Source organism: Methylobacterium isbiliense, from assembly GCF_022179325.1.
In the GTDB taxonomy this organism is placed as follows: domain Bacteria; phylum Pseudomonadota; class Alphaproteobacteria; order Rhizobiales; family Beijerinckiaceae; genus Methylobacterium; species Methylobacterium isbiliense.
Window position 1 is genome coordinate 16,814 of sequence record NZ_BPQQ01000004.1, and the last position, 18,290, is coordinate 35,103.

Sequence of the window (18,290 nt, forward strand, 5' to 3'; positions counted from 1 at the left end):
CGCGGGCGGCGATGGCGTTCTACTTCTGCAAACTGCTGGCCCCGCGCCCGAGCTTCCCGGGGGACATGACCCCCGCGGAGGCCGCGGCGATGCAGGCCCACGTCGCGCACTGGAGCCGCTTCGCCGAGGCCGGCAAGGCGCTCGCCTTCGGCCCCGTGCTCGACCCGGCCGGACCCTGGGGGCTCGGCCTCCTGTCGGTCGCCGACGAGGCCGAGGCGCGGGCCTTCGCCGACGGCGACCCGGTCGTCACCGCGGGCCTCGGCTTCCGCTACGAGATCCACCCCATGCCGCAGCTCGTCCTCGGGCGGGCCGCGGCGCCCGAACCCACCCCTGCCTGACCTGAAGGAGGCGCCCCGCACGGGGCGCGATGCCATGGCCACCGAAATCCGCGTCCCGACGCTGGGCGAATCCGTGAACGAGGCGACCATCGGCCGCTGGTTCAAGAAGCCCGGCGACCCCGTGAAGGCCGACGAGCCCCTGGTCGAGCTCGAAACCGACAAGGTGACGCTCGAAGTCAACGCCCCGGCCTCCGGTCAGCTCGGCGACATCGTGGCCAAGGACGGCGAGACGGTGGAGCCCGGCGCGCTGCTCGGCTCGATCGTCGAGGGCGGGGCCGCGGCCGGCAACGGCGCGGCCGCACCCGCCAAGGAGAGCCCGAAGGAGGCCCCGAAGGCCGCGGCGCCGGCCCAGACCTCCTCGGCCTCCTACGGCAGCCACGGCGACGCCGCCCCGCCCGCCGCCCGCCAGAGCCAGGATCACGGCCCGGCCGTGACGCGCCTCGCGCACGAATCCGGCATCGACCCGGCCTCGCTCCAGGGCTCGGGCAAGGACGGCCGCGTGACGAAGGGCGACATGCTGGCGGCGGCCGCCTCCGGCGCCCGCGCCCCGGCCCCCGCGCCCGCGCCGCTGCCCCAGGTCGCCCGCGCGCCCTCCGCGCCGGACGATGCCGCGCGCGAGGAGCGCGTGCGCATGACCAAGCTGCGCCAGACCATCGCCCGGCGCCTCAAGGACGCGCAGAACATCGCCGCCATGCTGACGACGTTCAACGACGTCGACATGAGCGCCGTGATGGCCCTGCGCCAGCAGTACAAGGACGTGTTCGAGAAGAAGCACGGCACGAAGCTCGGCTTCATGGGCTTCTTCACCAAGGCGGTGATCCAGGCCCTGAAGGACGTGCCGGCGGTCAACGCCGAGATCGACGGCCAGGACATCGTCTACAAGAACTACTACCACATCGGCATCGCGGTCGGGACCGACAAGGGCCTGGTGGTGCCGGTGGTGCGCGACGCCGACAACCTCTCGGTCGCCGGGATCGAGAAGACGATCGCGAATTTCGGCCGCAAGGCGCGCGACGGCAAGCTCTCCATCGACGAGATGCAGGGCGGCACCTTCACGATCACCAATGGCGGCATCTACGGCTCGCTGATGTCGACGCCGATCCTCAACGCGCCGCAATCGGGCATCCTCGGCATGCACCGCATCGAGGAGCGTCCGGTGGTGCGGGCCGGCAAGATCGAGGTGCGGCCGATGATGTACCTTGCCCTGTCCTACGATCACCGCATCGTCGACGGGAAGGAGGCCGTGACCTTCCTGGTGCGGGTCAAGGAGGCGCTGGAGGATCCGGCGCGGCTGGTGCTGGATCTCTGAGCGTCGCGCGCAGGCGCGACGCCAAAGCCCCTCTCCCGGGCGGGGAGGGGTGGGCGATCGACGATCGCGGACGGGATCTGCGATCCCGCGCAAGGGTGCGGGAGAAGGGTCGAACGATGCCGAACGCGGCCCGCCGCCAGCGGGACGCCCGGTGGATCGTCCAGGCCCGTACCGCACCTCTCATCACGCTCACCGCTTCGCCGCGGGAGCGTCCCACCCTCACCCCTGCCTCTCTCCCGCACCGGAGAGGGGATCCTGCGATCTGCCGGCGGAGGGTGAGGCGAGATCTCGGATGAAGGACGGCATGCGATGGGCAAGGTCTTGGTCGTCACGGGCGGCAGCCGCGGCATCGGGCGGGCGGTGTGTCTGCTCGCCGCCGAGCGCGGCTGGACACTCTGCCTCTCCTACGTGGCCAACCGCGAGGCCGCGGACGCGGTGGTGCGCGAGATCGAGGCGAAGGGCGGCAGGGCGCTCGCGGTCAGGAGCGACGTGGCGGTCGAGGCCGACATCGCCGCGCTGTTCGAGGCCGCCGACCGGCTCGGCCCGCTCGGCGGCCTCGTCAACAACGCGGGCGTGGTCGACCGCGCCGCGCGCGTCGAGGACATGACGGCGGAGCGCCTCACCCGCATGATGACGACGAACGTCGTCGGATCCTTCCTGTGTGCGGCGCAGGCCGTGCGGCGGATGTCGACCAAGCACGGCGGGCAGGGCGGCGCCATCGTCAACCTGTCCTCGGTGGCGGCCCGCCTCGGAGGACCGAACCAGTACGTCGACTACGCTGCCTCGAAGGGCGCGATCGACACCTTCACGACGGGTCTCGCCCTGGAGGTCGCGGCCGAGGGCATCCGCGTCAACGCCGTCGCGCCGGGGCTGATCGACACCGACATCCATGCCAGCGGCGGCCAGCCGGACCGGATGGCCCGTCTCGGCCCGTCCACGCCGATCGGGCGGGCGGGCACCGCCGAGGAGGTCGCCGCCCCGATCGTCTGGCTGCTCTCGGACGAGGCGTCCTACACGACCGGCACCATCGTGACGGTCTCGGGCGGGCGCTGAGCGCGCCCGTACCCTTCTCTCCCCTTCCCATCCAGCACGCGGCGCCGCGCGCCGGCCAACTCGCGGGTTCCCGACCATGTCCTACGATCTCGTCGTCATCGGCACCGGTCCGGGCGGCTATGTCTGCGCGATCCGCGCGGCGCAGCTCGGCCTGAAGACGGCCGTGGTCGAGAAGCGGCCGACCCACGGCGGCACCTGCCTCAACGTCGGCTGCATCCCCTCGAAGGCGCTGCTGCACGCCTCCGAGGCCTTCGAGGAGACCACCAAGCACCTGCCGGCGCTGGGGATCACGGTGGGCGAGCCCACGCTCGACCTCGCGAAGATGATGGCCTTCAAGCAGGAGGGCGTCGACGGCAATACCAAGGGCGTCGCCTACCTGCTCAAGAAGAACGGCGTCGAGACCTTCCAGGGCGTCGGGCGGCTGGCGGGGGCGGGCCGGGTCGAGGTGCAGTCCGAGGACGGCGGCAACCAGCTCCTGGAGACCAAGGCCATCGTCATCGCCACCGGCTCGGACGTGGCGAACCTGCCCGGCGTCACCATCGACGAGGAGGTGGTGGTCTCCTCCACGGGCGCCCTCGACCTCACGAAGGTGCCGGGCAAGCTCCTGATCATCGGGGCGGGCGTGATCGGCCTCGAACTCGGCTCGGTCTGGCGCAGGCTCGGCTCCGAGGTCGTGGTGGTGGAGTACCTCGACCGCATCCTGCCCGGCATGGACGGCGAGGTGGGCAAGCAGTTCCAGCGCATCCTCGAGAAGCAGGGCGTCAAGTTCCGTCTGTCCTCGAAGGTCACGGGCGTCGAGCGCACCAACGCGGGCGCCAAGGTCACGGTGGAGCCGGCGGCCGGCGGCACGGCGGAGACGCTGGAGGCCGACGTGGTGCTCGTCGCCATCGGGCGCGTGCCCTACACGGCGGGGCTCGGCCTCGACACGGTCGGCGTGCAGCTCGACAACAAGGGCCGGATCCTCACCGACAACGACTACGCCACCAACGTCACGGGCATCTACGCCATCGGCGACGTCATCGCCGGGCCGATGCTGGCCCACAAGGCCGAGGACGAGGGCGTGGCGGTGGCCGAGATCCTGGCCGGCAAGGCCGGCCACGTGAATTACGGCGTGATCCCGAACGTGGTCTACACCACCCCGGAGGTGGCCTCGGTCGGCAAGACCGAGGAGGAGCTGAAGAAGGACGGGATCGCCTACAACACCGGCAAGTTCCCGTTCACGGCCAACGGCCGCGCCAAGGTCAACCACACCACGGACGGCTTCGTGAAGGTGCTGGCCGACGCCAAGACCGACCGGGTGCTCGGGGTCCACATCGTCGGACCCGAGGCTGGCAACCTCATCATGGAAGTGGCGGTGGCGATGGAGTTCGGCGCCTCCTCGGAGGACATCGCCCGTACCTGCCATGCGCACCCGACGCTCACCGAGGCGGTCAAGGAGGCGGCGCTCGCGGTGGAGAAGCGCGCGCTGCACATGTAGGCGAAGGCCTTCTCGCCGTCCTCGCCCTCACGCCGAAGGGGCCGCGCAAAACGCGGCCCCTTCGCTGTTCATGGCCGCCCCGCCCGGCCGGCGGTCAGGCGCGCGCCGCGCCCCGGTTCCCGGCCGGGAGGTCGGGACCTTCCGTGATGGCGTTCAGGAGGTAGGGCCGGCGCAGGCTGAGCAGGTGGTACATTACCCGGTCGACGTCGCGGGCGAAGAACGGCTTCTTCAGCACGTAATCGACGCCGAAATGGCGCGACGCCTGGGCGAGCACCGCCTTGTTGCCGCCGGTCATCAGGATCAGCGGGGTGCCGGGCGCCACGTCGCGCGCGTGGCAGGCCAGTTCGAGCCCGTCCATGCCCTTCAAGCCGAGGTCGATCATCGCGACGTCGCAGGTGCCGAGGCGGATCAGCTTGACGGCGTGCTGCCCGTTGTCGGTCTCCTCCACCTCCAGCCGGAAACCGCTGCGGCCGAGGATGCGCCGCACCAGGGCGCGGCTCTGGGCGGCGCTGTCCACGAGGAGCAGGCGCGTCGGCCGGTGCCGCCGGACATAGGCGTGCAGCAGCCCCGTCACGTGCTCCACGTCGAGGGGCGTGCGCAGGAACTCGTAGGCGTCGAGATGCTGCGAGACCTCGGTCCAGCGGGGAAAGACCTGGCTGGCGAGCAGGATCAGGCAGGGCAGCGCCACGCCCTTGGCCTTCAGGGTCGCCACCGCCTCCGGCCCCGAGAGGTCCTCGAACTGCAGCCCCACGAAGGCGATGTCGGGCCGCTGCCGCAGGCAGGCCTCGAAGGTTGCGCGTCCCGTCGAGGCCTCCACCACCGTCGCGGCCGGATCGAAGCCGCGCACCAGCGCGGCGATCTGCGTCCGCAGGGCGGCAGACCGTTCGGCCACGAGCACCACGGTTGCGGCCGCCCCGCTCTCGTCCGATCCGGTCAGCGCCATGAGCCACCATTTCGCTCAGAAGTGTTCAGTAAAGCGGTCGTATGACACAAAACTTAGCATCGGCTTACGCGGGGCGAGCCCGCGGGTGCGCTGCGGCATAGGCCCCGAGGAGGCGGGCCGCGTCGACCTTGGTGTAGAGCTGCGTCGTGGCCAGCGAGGCGTGCCCGAGCAGGTCCTGAATCGCCCGCAGGTCGCCCTGGCGCGCGAGCAGATGTGTCGCGAAGGAGTGCCGCAGGGCATGCGGCGTGGCGCTGTCGGGCAGGCCGAGCGCGCCGCGCAAGCCCGCAACCGCGAGCTGCACGATGCGGGGCGAGAGCGGTCCGCCCTTGGCGCCGACGAAGAGGGGGCCCTCGGGGGGGAGTGCGTAGGGGCAGAGCGCGAGGTACGCGGCGACCGCTTCCTGCACGGGTGCGATCACCGGCACCATGCGGGTCTTGCCCCCCTTGCCCAGGACCGTGAGGGCGTCGGGTCCGCCCACCGGCGCGTCCCGCCGCCTCAGCCCGAGCGCCTCGCCGATGCGCAGGCCGGCCCCGTAGAGCAGCGCCAGCACGGCGGCGTCGCGGGCCAGGATCCACGGCGCGCGGTCCTCGCCGGCCCGGATGTCGGGGCTCGCCATCGCCACGGCGGCGGGCACGGGCAGCGGGCGCGGCAGGCGCCGCTCCACCCTGGGCGAGCGGACGGCCGAGAGGGCCGCCACGCTGCCATGTCCCTCCCGGTCGAGGTGGCGCGCGAAGGAGCGCAGGGCGGCGAGCGCCCGCATCAGGCTGCGTCCGCCGATCCCCTCCGCCCGCCGGGCGGCCATGAAGCCGCGCAGGTCCCGGGGCTTGAGCGCGACGAGAGCCGGGATGTCCGGGTTCGCGCCGGCACGGGCGAGGTGGGCGAGGAACTGGCGCAGGTCGCGGCCATAGGCCTCGACGGTGTTGGCCGAGAAGCGCCGCTCGCGCTCCAGCTCCGCGAGCCACGCGGCGGCGGCGGCGCGCAGCTCGGCCGTGCCGGGCAGCAGGTCGGGCAGGAGGTCGGCGCAGGGGGCTGGCGGCATACACGACCCTGTCGGCGCATGCGCCGCGATTCATCCGGCGGCGCGCGATCGTCCCACCAAACGCCCTCAACCGTTGACGTCCGGTTGACGTCAGCCCGGCTCGACGGTCAGCACCACCCGGTGCCGGGCGGATTGCCCGGGTGCGAGGAGCCGCTGCGAGTCCCGCGCCGCGAGCTCGCCCGCGAACCCGGCCCAGTCGGCGTGTCCCGTCCAGCATTCGAGCGACAGGAAGGGGGCGGTCGGCTTGGTCCAGACCGCGAGATGCGAGAAATCCTCCGCCTCGAGCCGGATCGCGGCCCCGGAGGGCGCGGTGAAGCGCATCCAGCGGCTCCGCGCGTTCAGGAACACCAGCGCCTCGGTGAAGAGGGCGGGATCGAGCGGCAGGACCTCGCCGTCGAGGGGCACCGGGCGCTGCGTGCGCAGGAGCAGGCCGCCGGGGCCGACCTCGGGCGCGGCGGGCTGCTCGGGGTGCTCGAAGCGCACCGCGTAGCCGCCGCCCGCGCGCCGCTCGCCCCCGGCGAAGGGCCAGGGGAAGGCCGGGTGGAAGCCGAGCCCGTAGGGGAGGGGGTTCGAACCGGTGTTGACGACCTCGCACAGGAAGGCGAGGCGGCCGGGCGCCACCGTCGCGGTGATGTCGAGGCGGAAGGGAAACGGATAGTGCGCCAGGGTCTCGGGCGTCTCGCTGAGCCGTAAGCGCACGCGGTCGCCGGCCTGCGCCACGGGGGCGAAGCGGCGGTCGCGGGCGAAGCCGTGCTGGGGCATGGGGTAGGCGCGCCCCTCCACCGTGACGGCGGCGCCGGCCGAGGCGCCCACCACCGGGAAGAGCCAGGGGGCGTGCCGGTTCCAGTGCGCCGGGTCGCCGCTCCAGAGATACTCGCGGTCCCCGACCCGCCAGGAGACGGGCTCGGCCCCGTGCAGCGCGATGCGGGCGGCGGTGGAGCCGCTCGCGATCTCGACCGTGTCGCTCATCCGCTTCTCCTCAGCCGGCCGCCGCGAGGCCGGGCGCGAGCCGGCCCTCGTGCACCGCGTGGCAGGCCACGCCGTCGGCGAGCGGCGGCACCTCGGCCCGGCAGCGCGCGTTGGCGAAGGGGCAGCGCGGGTGGAAGGTGCAGCCCGAGGGCGGGCTGATCGGGTTGGGGATCTCGCCCTGCACCGGCATGCGCTGGCGCCCGCTGCGGCCGATGTCGGGCACCGCGTCGAGCAGCATGCGGGTGTAGGGGTGCTTGGGCGCCGAGAACAGCTCGCGCCCGCCGCCGATCTCGACGAGGCGCCCTAGATACATCACGCCGATCCGGCTCGCCATGTGGCGCACCACGGCGAGGTTGTGGCTGATGAACAGGTAGGTCAGACCGAGCCGGTCCTGCAGGTCGCGCATCAGGTTGAGGATCTGGGCCTGGACCGAGACGTCGAGCGCCGAGGTCGGCTCGTCGGCGACCAGGAACTCGGCCTCGGAGGCGAGCGCGCGGGCGATGGCGAGGCGCTGGCGCTGGCCGCCCGAGAAGGCGTGCGGGTACTTGGCGCCGTCGTCGGGATGCAGCCCGACGAGGGTGAGCAGCTCGCCCACCCGCGCCCGGATCGCCCGCTCGCCCTCGATCAGCCCGAAGGCGCGGATGGGCTCGGCGATGATCCGGTCCACCCGCCAGCGCGGGTTCATGGAGGCGTAGGGGTCCTGGAAGATCATCTGGATGCGCCGCCGCAGCGCCCGGCGGGCCGCCTCCTGGCGCGGGTCGGTCATCGACACGCCCGCGATCGCCACCTCGCCGCCCGAGGGCGGCAGCAGGCCCACCACCATGCGGGCGACCGTGGACTTGCCCGAGCCGGATTCGCCCACGACCGCGAAGGTCTCGCCCTTCGCCACCGTGAAGGAGACGCCGTCGACCGCGCGCAGGATCTGGCGCGGCTGGCGCTCGATCACCCGGTTGAGCCAGGGGCGCGAGACGTCGAACAGGCGGCGCAGATTCTCGACCCGGACGTAATCCTCCGGCGCGGCGGGCGCCGCGGGAGCGGGGGAGGCGGTCATGCGGCGGCCTTTCCGGACGCGTCGTAGAGGTGGCAGGCGACCCGGTGCGAGCCGACCGCGAGGGGCTCCGGCCGGTCGACCCGGCAGCGAGCGAAGACCTTCGGGCAGCGCGGGTTGAAGGCGCAGCCCGGCGGGATCGCCGACAGGCGCGGCATCGCGCCCGGAATCTGGGCCAGCCGGTCGGCATCGTGCGCGAGCGTCGGGATCGCGCCCATCAGCCCCTGAGCGTAGGGGTGGAGCGGCTCGCCCACCACCGCGCGCACCGGGCCGATCTCGGCGATGCGCCCCGCATACATCACCGCGACCCGGTCCGCCGCCTCGGCGATCACCCCCATGTCGTGGGTGATGAGCATCACGGCGGTGCCGTGGTCGCGCCCGAGGCGCTTGAGCAGCGCGATGATCTGGGCCTGGACCGAGACGTCGAGGGCCGTCGTCGGCTCGTCCGCGATGATCAGCTCCGGCTCGGCCGCGAGCGCGAGCGCGATCACCACGCGCTGGCGCATGCCGCCGGAGAATTCGTGCGGGAACCCGTCGATGCGCCGCTCCGGCGCCGGGATGCCGACCTCCGCCAGGAGATCGATGGCGCGCTGGCGCGCGGCCCGCGCCGACAGGTCAGTGTGGGTGCGGATGGTCTCCTCGATCTGCCGGCCGACCCGGTAGAGCGGGTTGAGGCTGGTCAGCGGGTCCTGGAAGATCATGCCGATGCGCTTGCCCCGCACCCGGCGCATCCGCTCCGGCGGCAGCGCGTCGATGCGCTCGCCCCCGAGACGGATCTCGCCCCCGGCGATGCGCCCGGGCGGGTCGATCAGCCCGATCACCGCCGCGCCGGTCACCGACTTGCCGGCGCCGGATTCGCCCACGACCCCCAGCACCTCGCCCCGGGCGATGTCGAACGAGACGCCGTCGATGGCGGTGAGCACGCCGCGGCGGGTGACGAACTCGACCCGGAGGTCGCGGACGGAGAGGACGGGGTCGGTCATCGGCGCGGCCTTCTGGGTGTGGGTGCGGGATGCGCCGGGATGGGGGATCGCGTCATTGCAGCTTCGGGTTCAGCGCGTCGCGAAGCCAGTCGCCGAGCAGGTTGATGGCGAGCACCAGTCCGGCCAGCGCGAGGCCCGGGAAGGCCACGATCCACCACTCGCCCGAGAACAGGAAGCGGTTGCCGGTGCGGATCAGCGTGCCGAGGGACGGCATGGTCTCGGGCAGGCCGGTGCCGAGGAACGACAGGGTCGCCTCGGTGATGATCGCGAGCGCGAGGTTGATCGTTGCGATGACGAAGACCGGGCCGGTCACGTTCGGCAGGATGTGGCGCACCAGGATCACCGGGGCCGAGAGGCCGATGAGCCGGCCGGCCTGCACGTAGTCCTTGTTCTTCTCGACCATCACCGAGCCGCGCACGGTGCGGGCGTACTGCACCCAGAACGACAGGCCGATCGCCACCACGATCAGCGCGAGCGTGGCGTCGGTGTCGAGATGGCCGCCCAGCGCCGCCTTGGCGACGCCATCCACGATGAGCGCGATCAGGATCGCCGGGAAGGTGAGCTGCACGTCGGCGATCCGCATGATCGCGGTGTCGACCATCCCGCCCGCATAGCCGGCGATCAGCCCGAGCGTGATGCCGATGCTGCTGGAGACCAGCACACCGAGCACGCCGACGACGAGTGAGAGGCGCATGCCGTAGAACACCGCCGAGAGCACGTCGCGGCCCTGGTCGTCGGTGCCGAGCCAGAACGGCGCTTGGCCCTCCGCCTCCCAGATCGGCGGCAGGTTGGCGTTGATGAGGTCGAGCTGCGCCGGGTCGTAGGGGTTCTGCGCCGAGATCCAGGGCGCCAGCACCGCCACGGCGAAGAGCAGCAGCGTCGCCGCGAAGGCGGCCATCGCGAGCTTGGAGCGCCGGAAGCTCGCGAACAGGTCGGAATCGAGGAAGCGGGCGAAGGCGGAGGGCCGGTGCGCGGTCTCGGCCCGCAGGGCGGGAGCGGGGATGGCCATCGGGGCTCTCCGTTCAGGCCGGGCGCCGCACGGCCCGCAGGCGCGGGTCGACGACGGTGTAGAGGAGGTCGACCGCGAGGTTGATCGACACGAAGATCAGGGCGACGAGCAGCAGGTAGGCGGCCATGATCGGCACGTCGACGTTCTGCACCGCCTGCACGAACAGCAGGCCCATGCCGGGCCACTGGAAGACCGTCTCGGTGATGATCGAGAAGGCGATGATCGAGCCGAGCTGCAGGCCTGCCACGGTGATGACCGGGACGAGCGTGTTCTTCAGCGCGTGGCCGAAATGGATCGCCCGGGTGGTGAGGCCCCGGGCGCGGGCGAAGCGGATGTAGTCGGTGCGCAGCACCTCCAGCATCTCGGCCCGCACCAGCCGCATGATCAGCGTCATCTGGAACAGCCCGAGCGTGATCGAGGGCAGGATGAGCGCGCGCAGGCCGGATTCGGTGAGGAAGCCCGTGGTCCAGAACCCGAGCCGCACCGTGTCGCCGCGCCCGTAGGAGGGCAGCCAGCCGAGCGTCACCGAGAACAGGAAGATCAGCAGGATGCCGATCAGGAAGGTCGGCAGCGAGACGCCGATGAGGGAGACCGCCTGCAGCACCTTGGCGAAGACGCTGTCGCGGTGGAGCGCCGAGTAGACCCCCATCAGGATGCCGAAGCTGAGCGCGAACAGGGTGGCGCAGAGCGCGAGTTCGAGGGTGGCCGGCATGCGCTCGCCGAGCAGCGTCGAGACCGGCTGCCGGAACTGGTAGGAATTGCCGAACTGCCCGCGCACCGCGTTGCCGGCGTAGCGGGCGAACTGCACCAGGACCGGATCGTCGAGCCCGAGGCTCTCGCGGATCTGCAGGCGCTCGGCATAGGGCGTGTCGGGGGCGACGAGCTGGTTCACCGGATCGCCCGCGAAGCGGAACATCGCGAAGGCGATCAGTCCGACCGCGAGCATGACGCCGACGGATTGCAGCGCGCGGCGGAGAATGAAGGCGAGCATGGCGCTCCGGTTGGTCTTCTTCGTGGTTCCGCCCCTCTCCCGGCGGGGAGAGGGGAACATGGCCGGTCAGGCCCGCGAGGGAGGCGCCCTCCCGGGCCGTCGGCTCAGGGCTCCTTCGACACCCAGTAGAGCATCAGCTGGTTGTCGGCGCGGGGCGCCACCTTGACCTTCTTCGAGACGCCCCAGGCCAGGGCCTGCTGGTGCAGCGGGATGTAGCCCCAATCGGCCTGGATGATGTCGTAGCCCTGCTTGATCAGGACGTTGCGCGCCTCCTGATCGGTCTCGCGCTCGACCTTGTCGGCGATCTCGTCGACCTTCGGGTTGCAGTAATTGCCGAGGTTGGTCGTGCCGCGGGGCGAGGCCTTGTCGTTGCGGCAGCCCGCGATCTCGTACAGGATGTTGTGGGAATCCTGCGAGGAGGGCGTCCAGCCGAGCAGGTAGAACGAGGTGTCGTAGTTCGGCTTGAGGATCTTGGCGAAGTACTTGGCCTTGGGCTGAGCGTTCAGCGCCACCTTGACGCCGACGCGGGCGAGCATCGAGGTGATGGCCTGGCAGATCGCCTCGTCGTTGACGTAGCGGTCGTTCGGGCAGTCCATCGGCACCTCGAAGCCGTTGGGGTAGCCGGCCTCCGCGAGCAGCGCCTTGGCGCGGTTGGGGTCGTAGGCCGGGCGCTTGAACTCGCCGGCGAGCGGGAACAGCGGCGGGGCGATCAGCAGCGCCGAGGCGGCGGCCTGCCCGCGCATCACCCGCTTGACGATCGCGTCCTCGTCGATGGCGCGGTAGAACGCCTCGCGCACCCGCACGTCCTTGAAGGGGTTCTTGCCCTTGACGTTCGAGCCGCGCAGCTCCTCGCTGGACTGGTCCATGCCGAGGAAGATCGTGCGCAGTTCGGGCGAGGAGATCACCTGCGTGCCCGGGTTGCCGTTGACCCGGTTCTGGTCCTGGAGCGGCACGGGCTCGATCCAGTCGACCTCGCCCGAGAGCAGGGCGGCGACCCGGGTGGCGTCGTTGCCGATGGTGGTGAAGACCGCCTCGTCGAGGTTCGACTCGACCTTGCCCCAGTAGTTCGGGTTCTTCTTGAACACCGTGCGCACGCCGGGCTGGTGCTCGGTGATGACGAAGGGGCCGGTGCCGTTGGCGTTCAGCGCCGCGTAGCTCGGGGTCGTGGCGGCGGCGGGGGTGGGCTTGAGCGCGTCGTGCTTCTCCGCCCAGGTCTTCGACATGATGTACCAGCCGCCGAACTGGAAGTGCGCGATCGGGTTCGGCGTCTTGAGCACCATGTCGACGGTGTGGTCGTCGACCTTCACGAAGGTGGCGTCGGCCGGGACGTTGGTCTGGAAGTTCGAGCCCGGCGCCCGCACCCGCTCGGCCGAGAAGATCACGTCGTCGGCCGTGAAGGGCGAGCCGTCGTGGAACTTGACGTTCTTGCGCAGGTGGAAGCGGTAGCGCGTCGGCTCCGGCATCTCCCAGGATTCGGCCAGCCCGGGGGCGAATTTCAGGTCCTTGTCGCGGGTGATCAGCGACTCGAACACCGCGCCGTGGGCGGCGATCGTGAACGTCTCCTTGAGCGTGTAGGGATCCAGGGACTTGATGTCGCCCTGGAAGGCGAACCGGAAGGTGTTGGCGGCCAGGGCCGGGGCCGCCCCCAGCGACAGGCCGAGGGCGAGGGCGGCGAGGCTCGCGATCCGCGAACGGGTCTTCACTCGATGGGTCGACACACGAAAACTCCTCGGGCGCGGGGGCGCGGGGCGGCGGTTGTCCCAGCCGCCACGAGAGTTAGACCAGCGGCGCGCGGGAGGTCCAGCCCGTCGCGCGCCGCGCCCCTGCAAGATGGCGACCAGCCCCGGCTCGCGAGGTCTGCGGACCGCGCCCGGGACGCATGCGCGGGGCGCTCACCTGCCGCGAGTTGACCTTCCGCCTGGCCTCCGGCTTGCTTGACGCAGCCCCTTTTCGACCAGGCCGAGTGCTCCCATGCCCGTCATCAACCGCGTCGCCGCCCTCTCCGACGAGATCACGGCCTGGCGGCGCGACTTCCACCGCCATCCCGAGCTGCTGTTCGCGGTGGAGCGCACGGCGGGCGTCGTGGCCGAGCGCCTGCGCGCCTTCGGCTGCGACGAGGTCGTGACCGGGCTGGGCCGGACCGGCGTCGTCGGCGTCATCCGCGGCCGCCGCACCGGCTCAGGCCGCGTCGTTGGGCTGCGCGCCGACATGGACGCGCTGCCGATCGAGGAGGCGACGGACGTGCCCCACAAGTCCACCGTGCCGGGCAAGATGCACGCCTGCGGGCATGACGGCCACACGGCGATGCTGCTCGGCGCCGCCAAGTACCTCGCCGAGACCCGCAACTTCGACGGCACTGCCGTGCTGATCTTCCAGCCCGCCGAGGAGGGCGGCGGCGGCGGGGCCGCGATGGTCAAGGACGGCCTGATGCAGCGCTTCGGCGTCCAGGAGGTCTACGGGCTGCACAACAAGCCGGGCCTGCCCCTCGGCCATTTCGCGATCCGCCCCGGCCCGATCATGGCCGCGGTGGACCGCTTCACCATCACGATCGAGGGACGGGGCGGGCACGCGGCGCAGCCGCAGGAATGCATCGACACGGTCCTGGTCGCCGCCCACATCATCACGGCGCTGCAGTCGATCGTGTCCCGCAACGCCGATCCGGTGGCCTCGGCGGTGGTCTCGGTCACCACCATGCGGGCGGGCGAAGCCTTCAACGTCCTGCCGCAGACGGCCGTCCTCAACGGCACCGTCCGCTCCCTCACCGAGCCGGTGCGGGTGATGTGCGAGGAGCGCATCGGCGCGATCGCCGCCGGCGTCGCCGGGGCCTTCGGCGCCGTGGCCGCCACCACCTACAGCCGGGGCTACCCGGTGACCGACAACCATCCCGATCAGACCGGCTTCATGGCCGACGTCGCCGCCGAGGTGGCGGGCGAGGAGGGCGTCGACCGGGCGGTCGCCCCGATGATGGGCGCGGAGGATTTCTCCTACATGCTGGAGGAGCGCCCGGGCGCCTACATCTTTCTCGGCACCGGTCCCGGCCCCGGCCTGCATCACCCGGCCTACGACTTCAACGACGCGGCCACGCCCTACGGCGTGTCGCTCTGGGCGCGGCTGATCGAGCGGGCGATGCCGGCCTGAGGCCTCGAACCCGTCGTGCTGCTGCTGCTGCTGCGCGAGGCCCTGGACCGGGACGGGACGTCCTGAGCGGTCAGAGCTCGAAGCTGACGCCCTGGGCCAGCGGCAGCGTGCGCCCGTAATTGATCGTGTTGGTGGCCCGGCGCATGTAGGCCTTCCAGGAATCGGAGCCGGCCTCGCGCCCGCCGCCGGTCTCCTTCTCGCCCCCGAAGGCGCCGCCGATCTCCGCGCCGGACGGGCCGATATTCACGTTGGCGATGCCGCAATCGGAGCCCGCCACCGACAGGAAGGTCTCGGCCTCGGCGAGGTCGCGGGTGAAGATCGACGAGGAGAGGCCCGCCGCCACCGCGTTCTGGGCCGCGATCGCCTCCTCCAGCTCCCGGTAGGGCACCGCGTAGAGGATCGGCGCGAAGGTTTCGCGGCGCATCGGCCCGGCCTGCGCGCGCATCTCCACCAGGGCCGGACGGACATAGGCCGCGGCCTCGCCGCGGATGCCGGTCAGACGCTCGCCGCCATGGACCGTGGCGCCGAGCGCGCGGGCCTCGTCGAGGGCGCGGGCCATGTCGTCGGCGGCGGCCGGATCGATCAGGGGACCGACGAGCGTGGCGGAGTCGCGCGGGTCGCCGATCCGCACCGAGGCGTAGGCCCGGCGCAGGCGGTCGAGGACGTCGCCGTGGACGCTCTCGTGCACGAACAGGCGGCGCAGCGTGGTGCAGCGCTGGCCCGCCGTGCCCATCGCCGCGAAGGCGACGGCGCGCAGCGCGAGGTCGAGATCGGCGGAGGGCGCCACGATGGCGGCGTTGTTGCCGCCGAGTTCGAGGATGGCGCGGGCGAAGCGCCCCGCCAGCACCGGCGCGACCTGCCGGCCCATGGCGGTGGAGCCGGTCGCCGAGACGAGGGGGATGCGCGGGTCGGCGACGAGCCGCTCCCCGAGCGCGCGCCCGCCGATCAGCACCTGCAGCAGGCCCTCCGGCGCGTCCGCCCCGAAGCGGGCGAGCGCCCGCCCGGCGATCGCCTGCACGGCGAGCGCGGTGAGCGGCGTCTTCTCGGAGGGTTTCCAGACCACGGGGTCGCCGCAGACCAGGGCGAGCGCGGCGTTCCACGACCAGACCGCCACGGGAAAGTTGAAGGCCGTGATGACCCCGCAGGGACCGAGCGGGTGCCAGACCTCCATCATCCGGTGGTCCGGCCGCTCGGTGGCGATGGTGAGCCCGTGCAGCTGGCGCGAGAGACCGACCGCGAAGTCGCAGATGTCGATCATCTCCTGCACCTCGCCGAGGCCCTCCGAGAGGATCTTTCCCGCCTCCAGCGTCACCAGCCGGCCGAGATCGGCCTTGGCGGCGCGCAGCTCCTCGCCCAGCAGCCGCACCAGCTCGCCGCGCCGCGGCGCCGGCACCCGACGCCACGCCGGGAAGGCGGCCGCGGCCCGCGCCAGCACCGCCTCGGCCTCCTCGGGCGTCGTCTCGCGCAGGCGCCCGACCGCGAGCCCGTCGATGGGCGAGCGGGCTTCCAGCCCCTCCCCGGTCAGCAGTCCCGCCGCCACGCCGAGGCGTTCCAGCACGGCGAGCATGTCGTCGCGGACGGAGAGGACGGTCGGGGCCATGAGGGTCTCCGTATCGGCATGAATCCGGGGGCGGAGTGCGCTGTCCCGAGGCGGCTGCTGAACTCACACGTCATCGGACGAAGCACGGAAACCCCTCTCCCGAGTGGGAGCGGGGATCCCGCGCGGGTCATCCGGCATCAGTCGAAACGGAAAACCGCCGATCCGCAAGCCCGTGGGGGAGAGGCCGATCCCTCTCCCCGTGTCCGTTCGGCCGGCCGCCGGTCCGCCGCGGTCACCGGGCGGACCGCCCGACGTCTCACTGCCCCGCGGCACCGGCCAGGGCCGGGCCGAGGGCGTCGGGCCGCTTCACCTCGATCTCCACGAAGGCGATCGGATGGTCGGAGCCGTTCATCACGTCGTGGCGGATGCCGGCGGGGCGCCGGTAGGCTTGGCCGAGCGCGAGCGGGACCTCGGTCACGGCGGTGCCGTCGTGGATCCGCAGGGTGCCCGGCGTGATCATGACGACGAAGTAGGGCCAGCCGTGCTCGTGCCACCCGGTGACCGCCCCGGGGGCGAAGTCCCAGCGGGTGATGCGAACCGCCTCGTCGTCCTGCTGGATCGTCGGCACCGCCGGGATCGTGCACGCGAAGGCCATGATCTGCTCCTTGTCCTCGTGTCGATCAGCGCGGCGCCGCTACCGCGCCGCCTCGAACCCCTTGAGCACGCCGGCGAGGTTGGGCCCCAGATGCTCGGAGAGGTAGCCGCCCTCCTGCACGATCACGGTCGGCAGCCCGAGCCGGGCCAGCGCCGCGCCGATCCGCCCGAACCCCTCGGTGGTCACCGCGAGGCCCGCCAGGGGATCGTGCACCGAGGCGTCGAGGCCGAGCGCCACCACGAGGGCGCCGGGCGCGAAGGCCCGGAGGGTGCGGGCCGCCTCCTCCAGGGCGTCGAGGAACCCGTCGTCGCCCGTGCCGATCGCCAGCGGCAGGTTACGGTTGGCGCCCGTGCCGGCTCCCTCGCCGCGCTCGTGCGCGTAGCCCCAGACGAAGGGGTAGAACCGGGCCGGGTCGGCGTGGAGCGAGACCGTCAGCACGCTCGGATCGGCGTAGAAGATGCCCTGCGTGCCGTTGCCGTGATGCACGTCGACGTCGAGGATCGCCACGCGCGCGTGGCGGGTGCGCAGGTGCGCCGCCGCGACCGCGCTGTTGTTGAAGAAGCAGAACCCGCTCGCCCGGTCCCGGTAGGCGTGGTGGCCCGGCGGGCGGCACAGGGCGTAGATCGCGTCCTCCCCGTCGAGCACGCGCTGCGCGGCGCTCGCCGCCACGTCGGTCCCCGCGCAGATCGCCGCGTAGGTGCCGGGGCCGATCGGGCAGGCGGTGTCGAGCGTGTGCCAGCCGAGCCGCCCGACGATGTGCTCGGGGTAGGTCGCCCCGTCGCGCATCGGGTGGATGTTGGCCACCATCTCGGGGGCGGCGTCGCCCAGGGCCGCCCAGGCGTCCCAGGCCTCCGCCATGAAGGCGAGGTAGTCCGGCGCGTGCACCCGGGCGCGGGCGTCGTGGCCGAAGGTCTCGGGCGCCACGAGCGTATGCCCGCCCGCGCGCAGACCCGCGAGCAGACGGTCGGCGCGCTCGGGCTGCTCGGTGGTGCGGGTCACCCGGCCCCGCACCAGGAAGAACTGCGGGTCGTGGCTGCGATGGTCCTCGGTGTAGACGGCTTTCATGGGGCCTCCGGTCCGGGGGAGAGGGCGCGCACGAGCCGGCCCACCTCGCGCCGCGCCACGCCGAGATGGTGGTCGACATGCGCGACGATGCGCTCGGCATGGCCGGCTTCGAGGGCGGCCAGCACCGGCTCGTGGGTGCGGGCGATCGCGTGCGGGTCGTCGTAGAGCCGGCCGATCAGCCCGATGACGACCTTCAGCTCGGTGGCGAGGCCGTCGAACAGGCGCAGCAGGCGGCCGTTGCCGGCGATCTCGCAGATCTTGCGGTGGAAGCGGTAGTCGGCCTCGACGGTGCGGGCGGCATCGTCCCGCTGCGCGGCGGCGTAGAGGTCGTCGAGGCAGGCGCGCAGGGCCGCGCGCGCGGGCGCATCGAGCCGCCGCGCCGCCTCCACCGCCGCGTGCCGCTCGATGCACAGGCGCAGGTCGTAGAGGTCGTCGATGTCGGCGGGCGAGAGCTCGCGCACGAAGAAGCCGCGACGCGGATGGGCGCAGAGCAGGCCCTGGCTCTCCAGGAGGCGCGCCGCCTCGCGCACCGGCGCGCGGCTGATGCCGAGTTCCCGCGCCACCGCGGCCTCCGCCACCTTCGCGCCGGGGGGAAGATCGCCGCGGGTGATCGCGTCGGTGAGGCGGCGCGCCACCTGACGGACGAGATCGCTCTCCGAGAGCACGGGCAGGCCGACGGGCGGCGAGAGCAGGCGCATGACACCTCCGGGCGCACAATGTGCACCGATTAAGC

At 72.3% G+C, this 18,290-nt stretch carries 17 protein-coding genes; 5 read left to right on the plus strand and 12 right to left on the minus strand.

Annotated elements, in window-relative coordinates; genetic code table 11:
• The first annotated feature begins 11 nt into the window (after positions 1 to 11).
• The 4 genes from MFF61_RS01775 to lpdA all read left to right on the plus strand — a co-directional run bounded on the left by MFF61_RS01775 (position 12) and on the right by lpdA (position 4,177).
• Positions 12 to 338, plus strand: a complete 327-nt coding sequence (locus tag MFF61_RS01775; RefSeq protein WP_238233398.1) for a YciI family protein — start codon at positions 12 to 14, stop codon at positions 336 to 338.
• Positions 339 to 372: 34 nt separating this feature from the next.
• Positions 373 to 1,647: a 2-oxoglutarate dehydrogenase complex dihydrolipoyllysine-residue succinyltransferase gene (gene odhB / locus MFF61_RS01780; RefSeq protein WP_238233399.1), complete on the plus strand. Its 1,275-nt coding sequence runs from the start codon at positions 373 to 375 to the stop codon at positions 1,645 to 1,647.
• A 309-nt stretch (positions 1,648 to 1,956) separates the two neighbouring features.
• Entirely contained in the window at positions 1,957 to 2,700 is a 744-nt protein-coding gene (locus tag MFF61_RS01785; RefSeq protein ID WP_238233400.1) for an SDR family oxidoreductase, read from the plus strand.
• Positions 2,701 to 2,776: 76 nt separating this feature from the next.
• Positions 2,777 to 4,177: a dihydrolipoyl dehydrogenase gene (gene lpdA / locus MFF61_RS01790; RefSeq protein WP_238233401.1), complete on the plus strand. Its 1,401-nt coding sequence runs from the start codon at positions 2,777 to 2,779 to the stop codon at positions 4,175 to 4,177.
• Between the two features lie 94 nt (positions 4,178 to 4,271).
• Here the strand turns inward: lpdA and MFF61_RS01795 are convergent, their stop codons facing one another.
• From MFF61_RS01795 to MFF61_RS01830, 8 genes are all read right to left on the minus strand, one after another.
• Positions 4,272 to 5,120: a response regulator gene (locus tag MFF61_RS01795; RefSeq protein ID WP_238233402.1), complete on the minus strand. Its 849-nt coding sequence runs from the start codon at positions 5,118 to 5,120 to the stop codon at positions 4,272 to 4,274.
• Between the two features lie 64 nt (positions 5,121 to 5,184).
• A complete protein-coding gene (locus MFF61_RS01800; protein ID WP_238233403.1) occupies positions 5,185 to 6,159 on the minus strand; it encodes a tyrosine recombinase XerC in 975 nt (324 codons plus the stop codon).
• Between the two features lie 90 nt (positions 6,160 to 6,249).
• Positions 6,250 to 7,128: an aldose 1-epimerase family protein gene (locus tag MFF61_RS01805; protein WP_238233404.1), complete on the minus strand. Its 879-nt coding sequence runs from the start codon at positions 7,126 to 7,128 to the stop codon at positions 6,250 to 6,252.
• 10 nt (positions 7,129 to 7,138) lie between these two features.
• Positions 7,139 to 8,179 (minus strand): ABC transporter ATP-binding protein, encoded by a 1,041-nt coding sequence (locus MFF61_RS01810; RefSeq protein ID WP_238233405.1) that lies wholly within the window; start codon positions 8,177 to 8,179, stop codon positions 7,139 to 7,141.
• Positions 8,176 to 9,159, minus strand: a complete 984-nt coding sequence (locus tag MFF61_RS01815) for an ABC transporter ATP-binding protein (RefSeq protein ID WP_238233406.1) — start codon at positions 9,157 to 9,159, stop codon at positions 8,176 to 8,178. Before MFF61_RS01815 ends, MFF61_RS01810 begins: the two co-directional genes overlap by 4 nt.
• A gap of 52 nt (positions 9,160 to 9,211) precedes the next feature.
• Entirely contained in the window at positions 9,212 to 10,168 is a 957-nt protein-coding gene (locus MFF61_RS01820; RefSeq protein WP_238233407.1) for an ABC transporter permease, read from the minus strand.
• A gap of 13 nt (positions 10,169 to 10,181) precedes the next feature.
• Positions 10,182 to 11,159, minus strand: a complete 978-nt coding sequence (locus MFF61_RS01825) for an ABC transporter permease (RefSeq protein ID WP_238233408.1) — start codon at positions 11,157 to 11,159, stop codon at positions 10,182 to 10,184.
• A gap of 104 nt (positions 11,160 to 11,263) precedes the next feature.
• Complete coding sequence (locus MFF61_RS01830; protein ID WP_238233550.1) at positions 11,264 to 12,862, minus strand: ABC transporter substrate-binding protein; 1,599 nt, start codon at positions 12,860 to 12,862, stop codon at positions 11,264 to 11,266.
• Between the two features lie 268 nt (positions 12,863 to 13,130).
• Here MFF61_RS01830 and MFF61_RS01835 point away from each other — a divergent pair, with 268 nt between their 5' ends.
• Complete coding sequence (locus MFF61_RS01835) at positions 13,131 to 14,297, plus strand: M20 aminoacylase family protein (RefSeq protein WP_238233409.1); 1,167 nt, start codon at positions 13,131 to 13,133, stop codon at positions 14,295 to 14,297.
• 70 nt (positions 14,298 to 14,367) lie between these two features.
• Here MFF61_RS01835 and amaB read toward each other — a convergent pair whose 3' ends face one another.
• The 4 genes from amaB to MFF61_RS01855 all read right to left on the minus strand — a co-directional run bounded on the left by amaB (position 14,368) and on the right by MFF61_RS01855 (position 18,255).
• Complete coding sequence (gene amaB, locus MFF61_RS01840) at positions 14,368 to 15,897, minus strand: L-piperidine-6-carboxylate dehydrogenase (RefSeq protein ID WP_238233410.1); 1,530 nt, start codon at positions 15,895 to 15,897, stop codon at positions 14,368 to 14,370.
• Positions 15,898 to 16,153: 256 nt separating this feature from the next.
• Positions 16,154 to 16,492, minus strand: coding sequence for a cupin domain-containing protein (locus tag MFF61_RS01845; RefSeq protein ID WP_238233411.1), 339 nt, complete (start codon positions 16,490 to 16,492; stop codon positions 16,154 to 16,156).
• Positions 16,493 to 16,531: 39 nt separating this feature from the next.
• Complete coding sequence (locus MFF61_RS01850) at positions 16,532 to 17,557, minus strand: histone deacetylase family protein (protein ID WP_238233412.1); 1,026 nt, start codon at positions 17,555 to 17,557, stop codon at positions 16,532 to 16,534.
• Positions 17,554 to 18,255: a GntR family transcriptional regulator gene (locus tag MFF61_RS01855; protein ID WP_238233413.1), complete on the minus strand. Its 702-nt coding sequence runs from the start codon at positions 18,253 to 18,255 to the stop codon at positions 17,554 to 17,556. Before MFF61_RS01855 ends, MFF61_RS01850 begins: the two co-directional genes overlap by 4 nt.
• Between the last annotated feature and the right edge of the window lie 35 nt (positions 18,256 to 18,290).

Excerpts from the sequence above, each read along its gene's own strand:
- lpdA (WP_238233401.1), top strand. The coding sequence starts at position 2,777 with ATGTCCTACGATCTCGTCGTCATCGGCACCGGTCCGGGCGGCTATGTC.
- MFF61_RS01845 (WP_238233411.1), bottom strand. The coding sequence starts at position 16,492 with ATGGCCTTCGCGTGCACGATCCCGGCGGTGCCGACGATCCAGCAGGAC.
- MFF61_RS01835 (WP_238233409.1), top strand. The coding sequence starts at position 13,131 with ATGCCCGTCATCAACCGCGTCGCCGCCCTCTCCGACGAGATCACGGCC.
- amaB (WP_238233410.1), bottom strand. The coding sequence starts at position 15,897 with ATGGCCCCGACCGTCCTCTCCGTCCGCGACGACATGCTCGCCGTGCTG.
- odhB (WP_238233399.1), top strand. The coding sequence starts at position 373 with ATGGCCACCGAAATCCGCGTCCCGACGCTGGGCGAATCCGTGAACGAG.
- MFF61_RS01785 (WP_238233400.1), top strand. The coding sequence starts at position 1,957 with ATGGGCAAGGTCTTGGTCGTCACGGGCGGCAGCCGCGGCATCGGGCGG.
- MFF61_RS01805 (WP_238233404.1), bottom strand. The coding sequence starts at position 7,128 with ATGAGCGACACGGTCGAGATCGCGAGCGGCTCCACCGCCGCCCGCATC.
- MFF61_RS01825 (WP_238233408.1), bottom strand. The coding sequence starts at position 11,159 with ATGCTCGCCTTCATTCTCCGCCGCGCGCTGCAATCCGTCGGCGTCATG.
- MFF61_RS01810 (WP_238233405.1), bottom strand. The coding sequence starts at position 8,179 with ATGACCGCCTCCCCCGCTCCCGCGGCGCCCGCCGCGCCGGAGGATTAC.
- MFF61_RS01855 (WP_238233413.1), bottom strand. The coding sequence starts at position 18,255 with ATGCGCCTGCTCTCGCCGCCCGTCGGCCTGCCCGTGCTCTCGGAGAGC.
- MFF61_RS01820 (WP_238233407.1), bottom strand. The coding sequence starts at position 10,168 with ATGGCCATCCCCGCTCCCGCCCTGCGGGCCGAGACCGCGCACCGGCCC.
- MFF61_RS01800 (WP_238233403.1), bottom strand. The coding sequence starts at position 6,159 with ATGCCGCCAGCCCCCTGCGCCGACCTCCTGCCCGACCTGCTGCCCGGC.
- MFF61_RS01815 (WP_238233406.1), bottom strand. The coding sequence starts at position 9,159 with ATGACCGACCCCGTCCTCTCCGTCCGCGACCTCCGGGTCGAGTTCGTC.
- MFF61_RS01775 (WP_238233398.1), top strand. The coding sequence starts at position 12 with ATGGCGTTCTACTTCTGCAAACTGCTGGCCCCGCGCCCGAGCTTCCCG.
- MFF61_RS01795 (WP_238233402.1), bottom strand. The coding sequence starts at position 5,120 with ATGGCGCTGACCGGATCGGACGAGAGCGGGGCGGCCGCAACCGTGGTG.
- MFF61_RS01850 (WP_238233412.1), bottom strand. The coding sequence starts at position 17,557 with ATGAAAGCCGTCTACACCGAGGACCATCGCAGCCACGACCCGCAGTTC.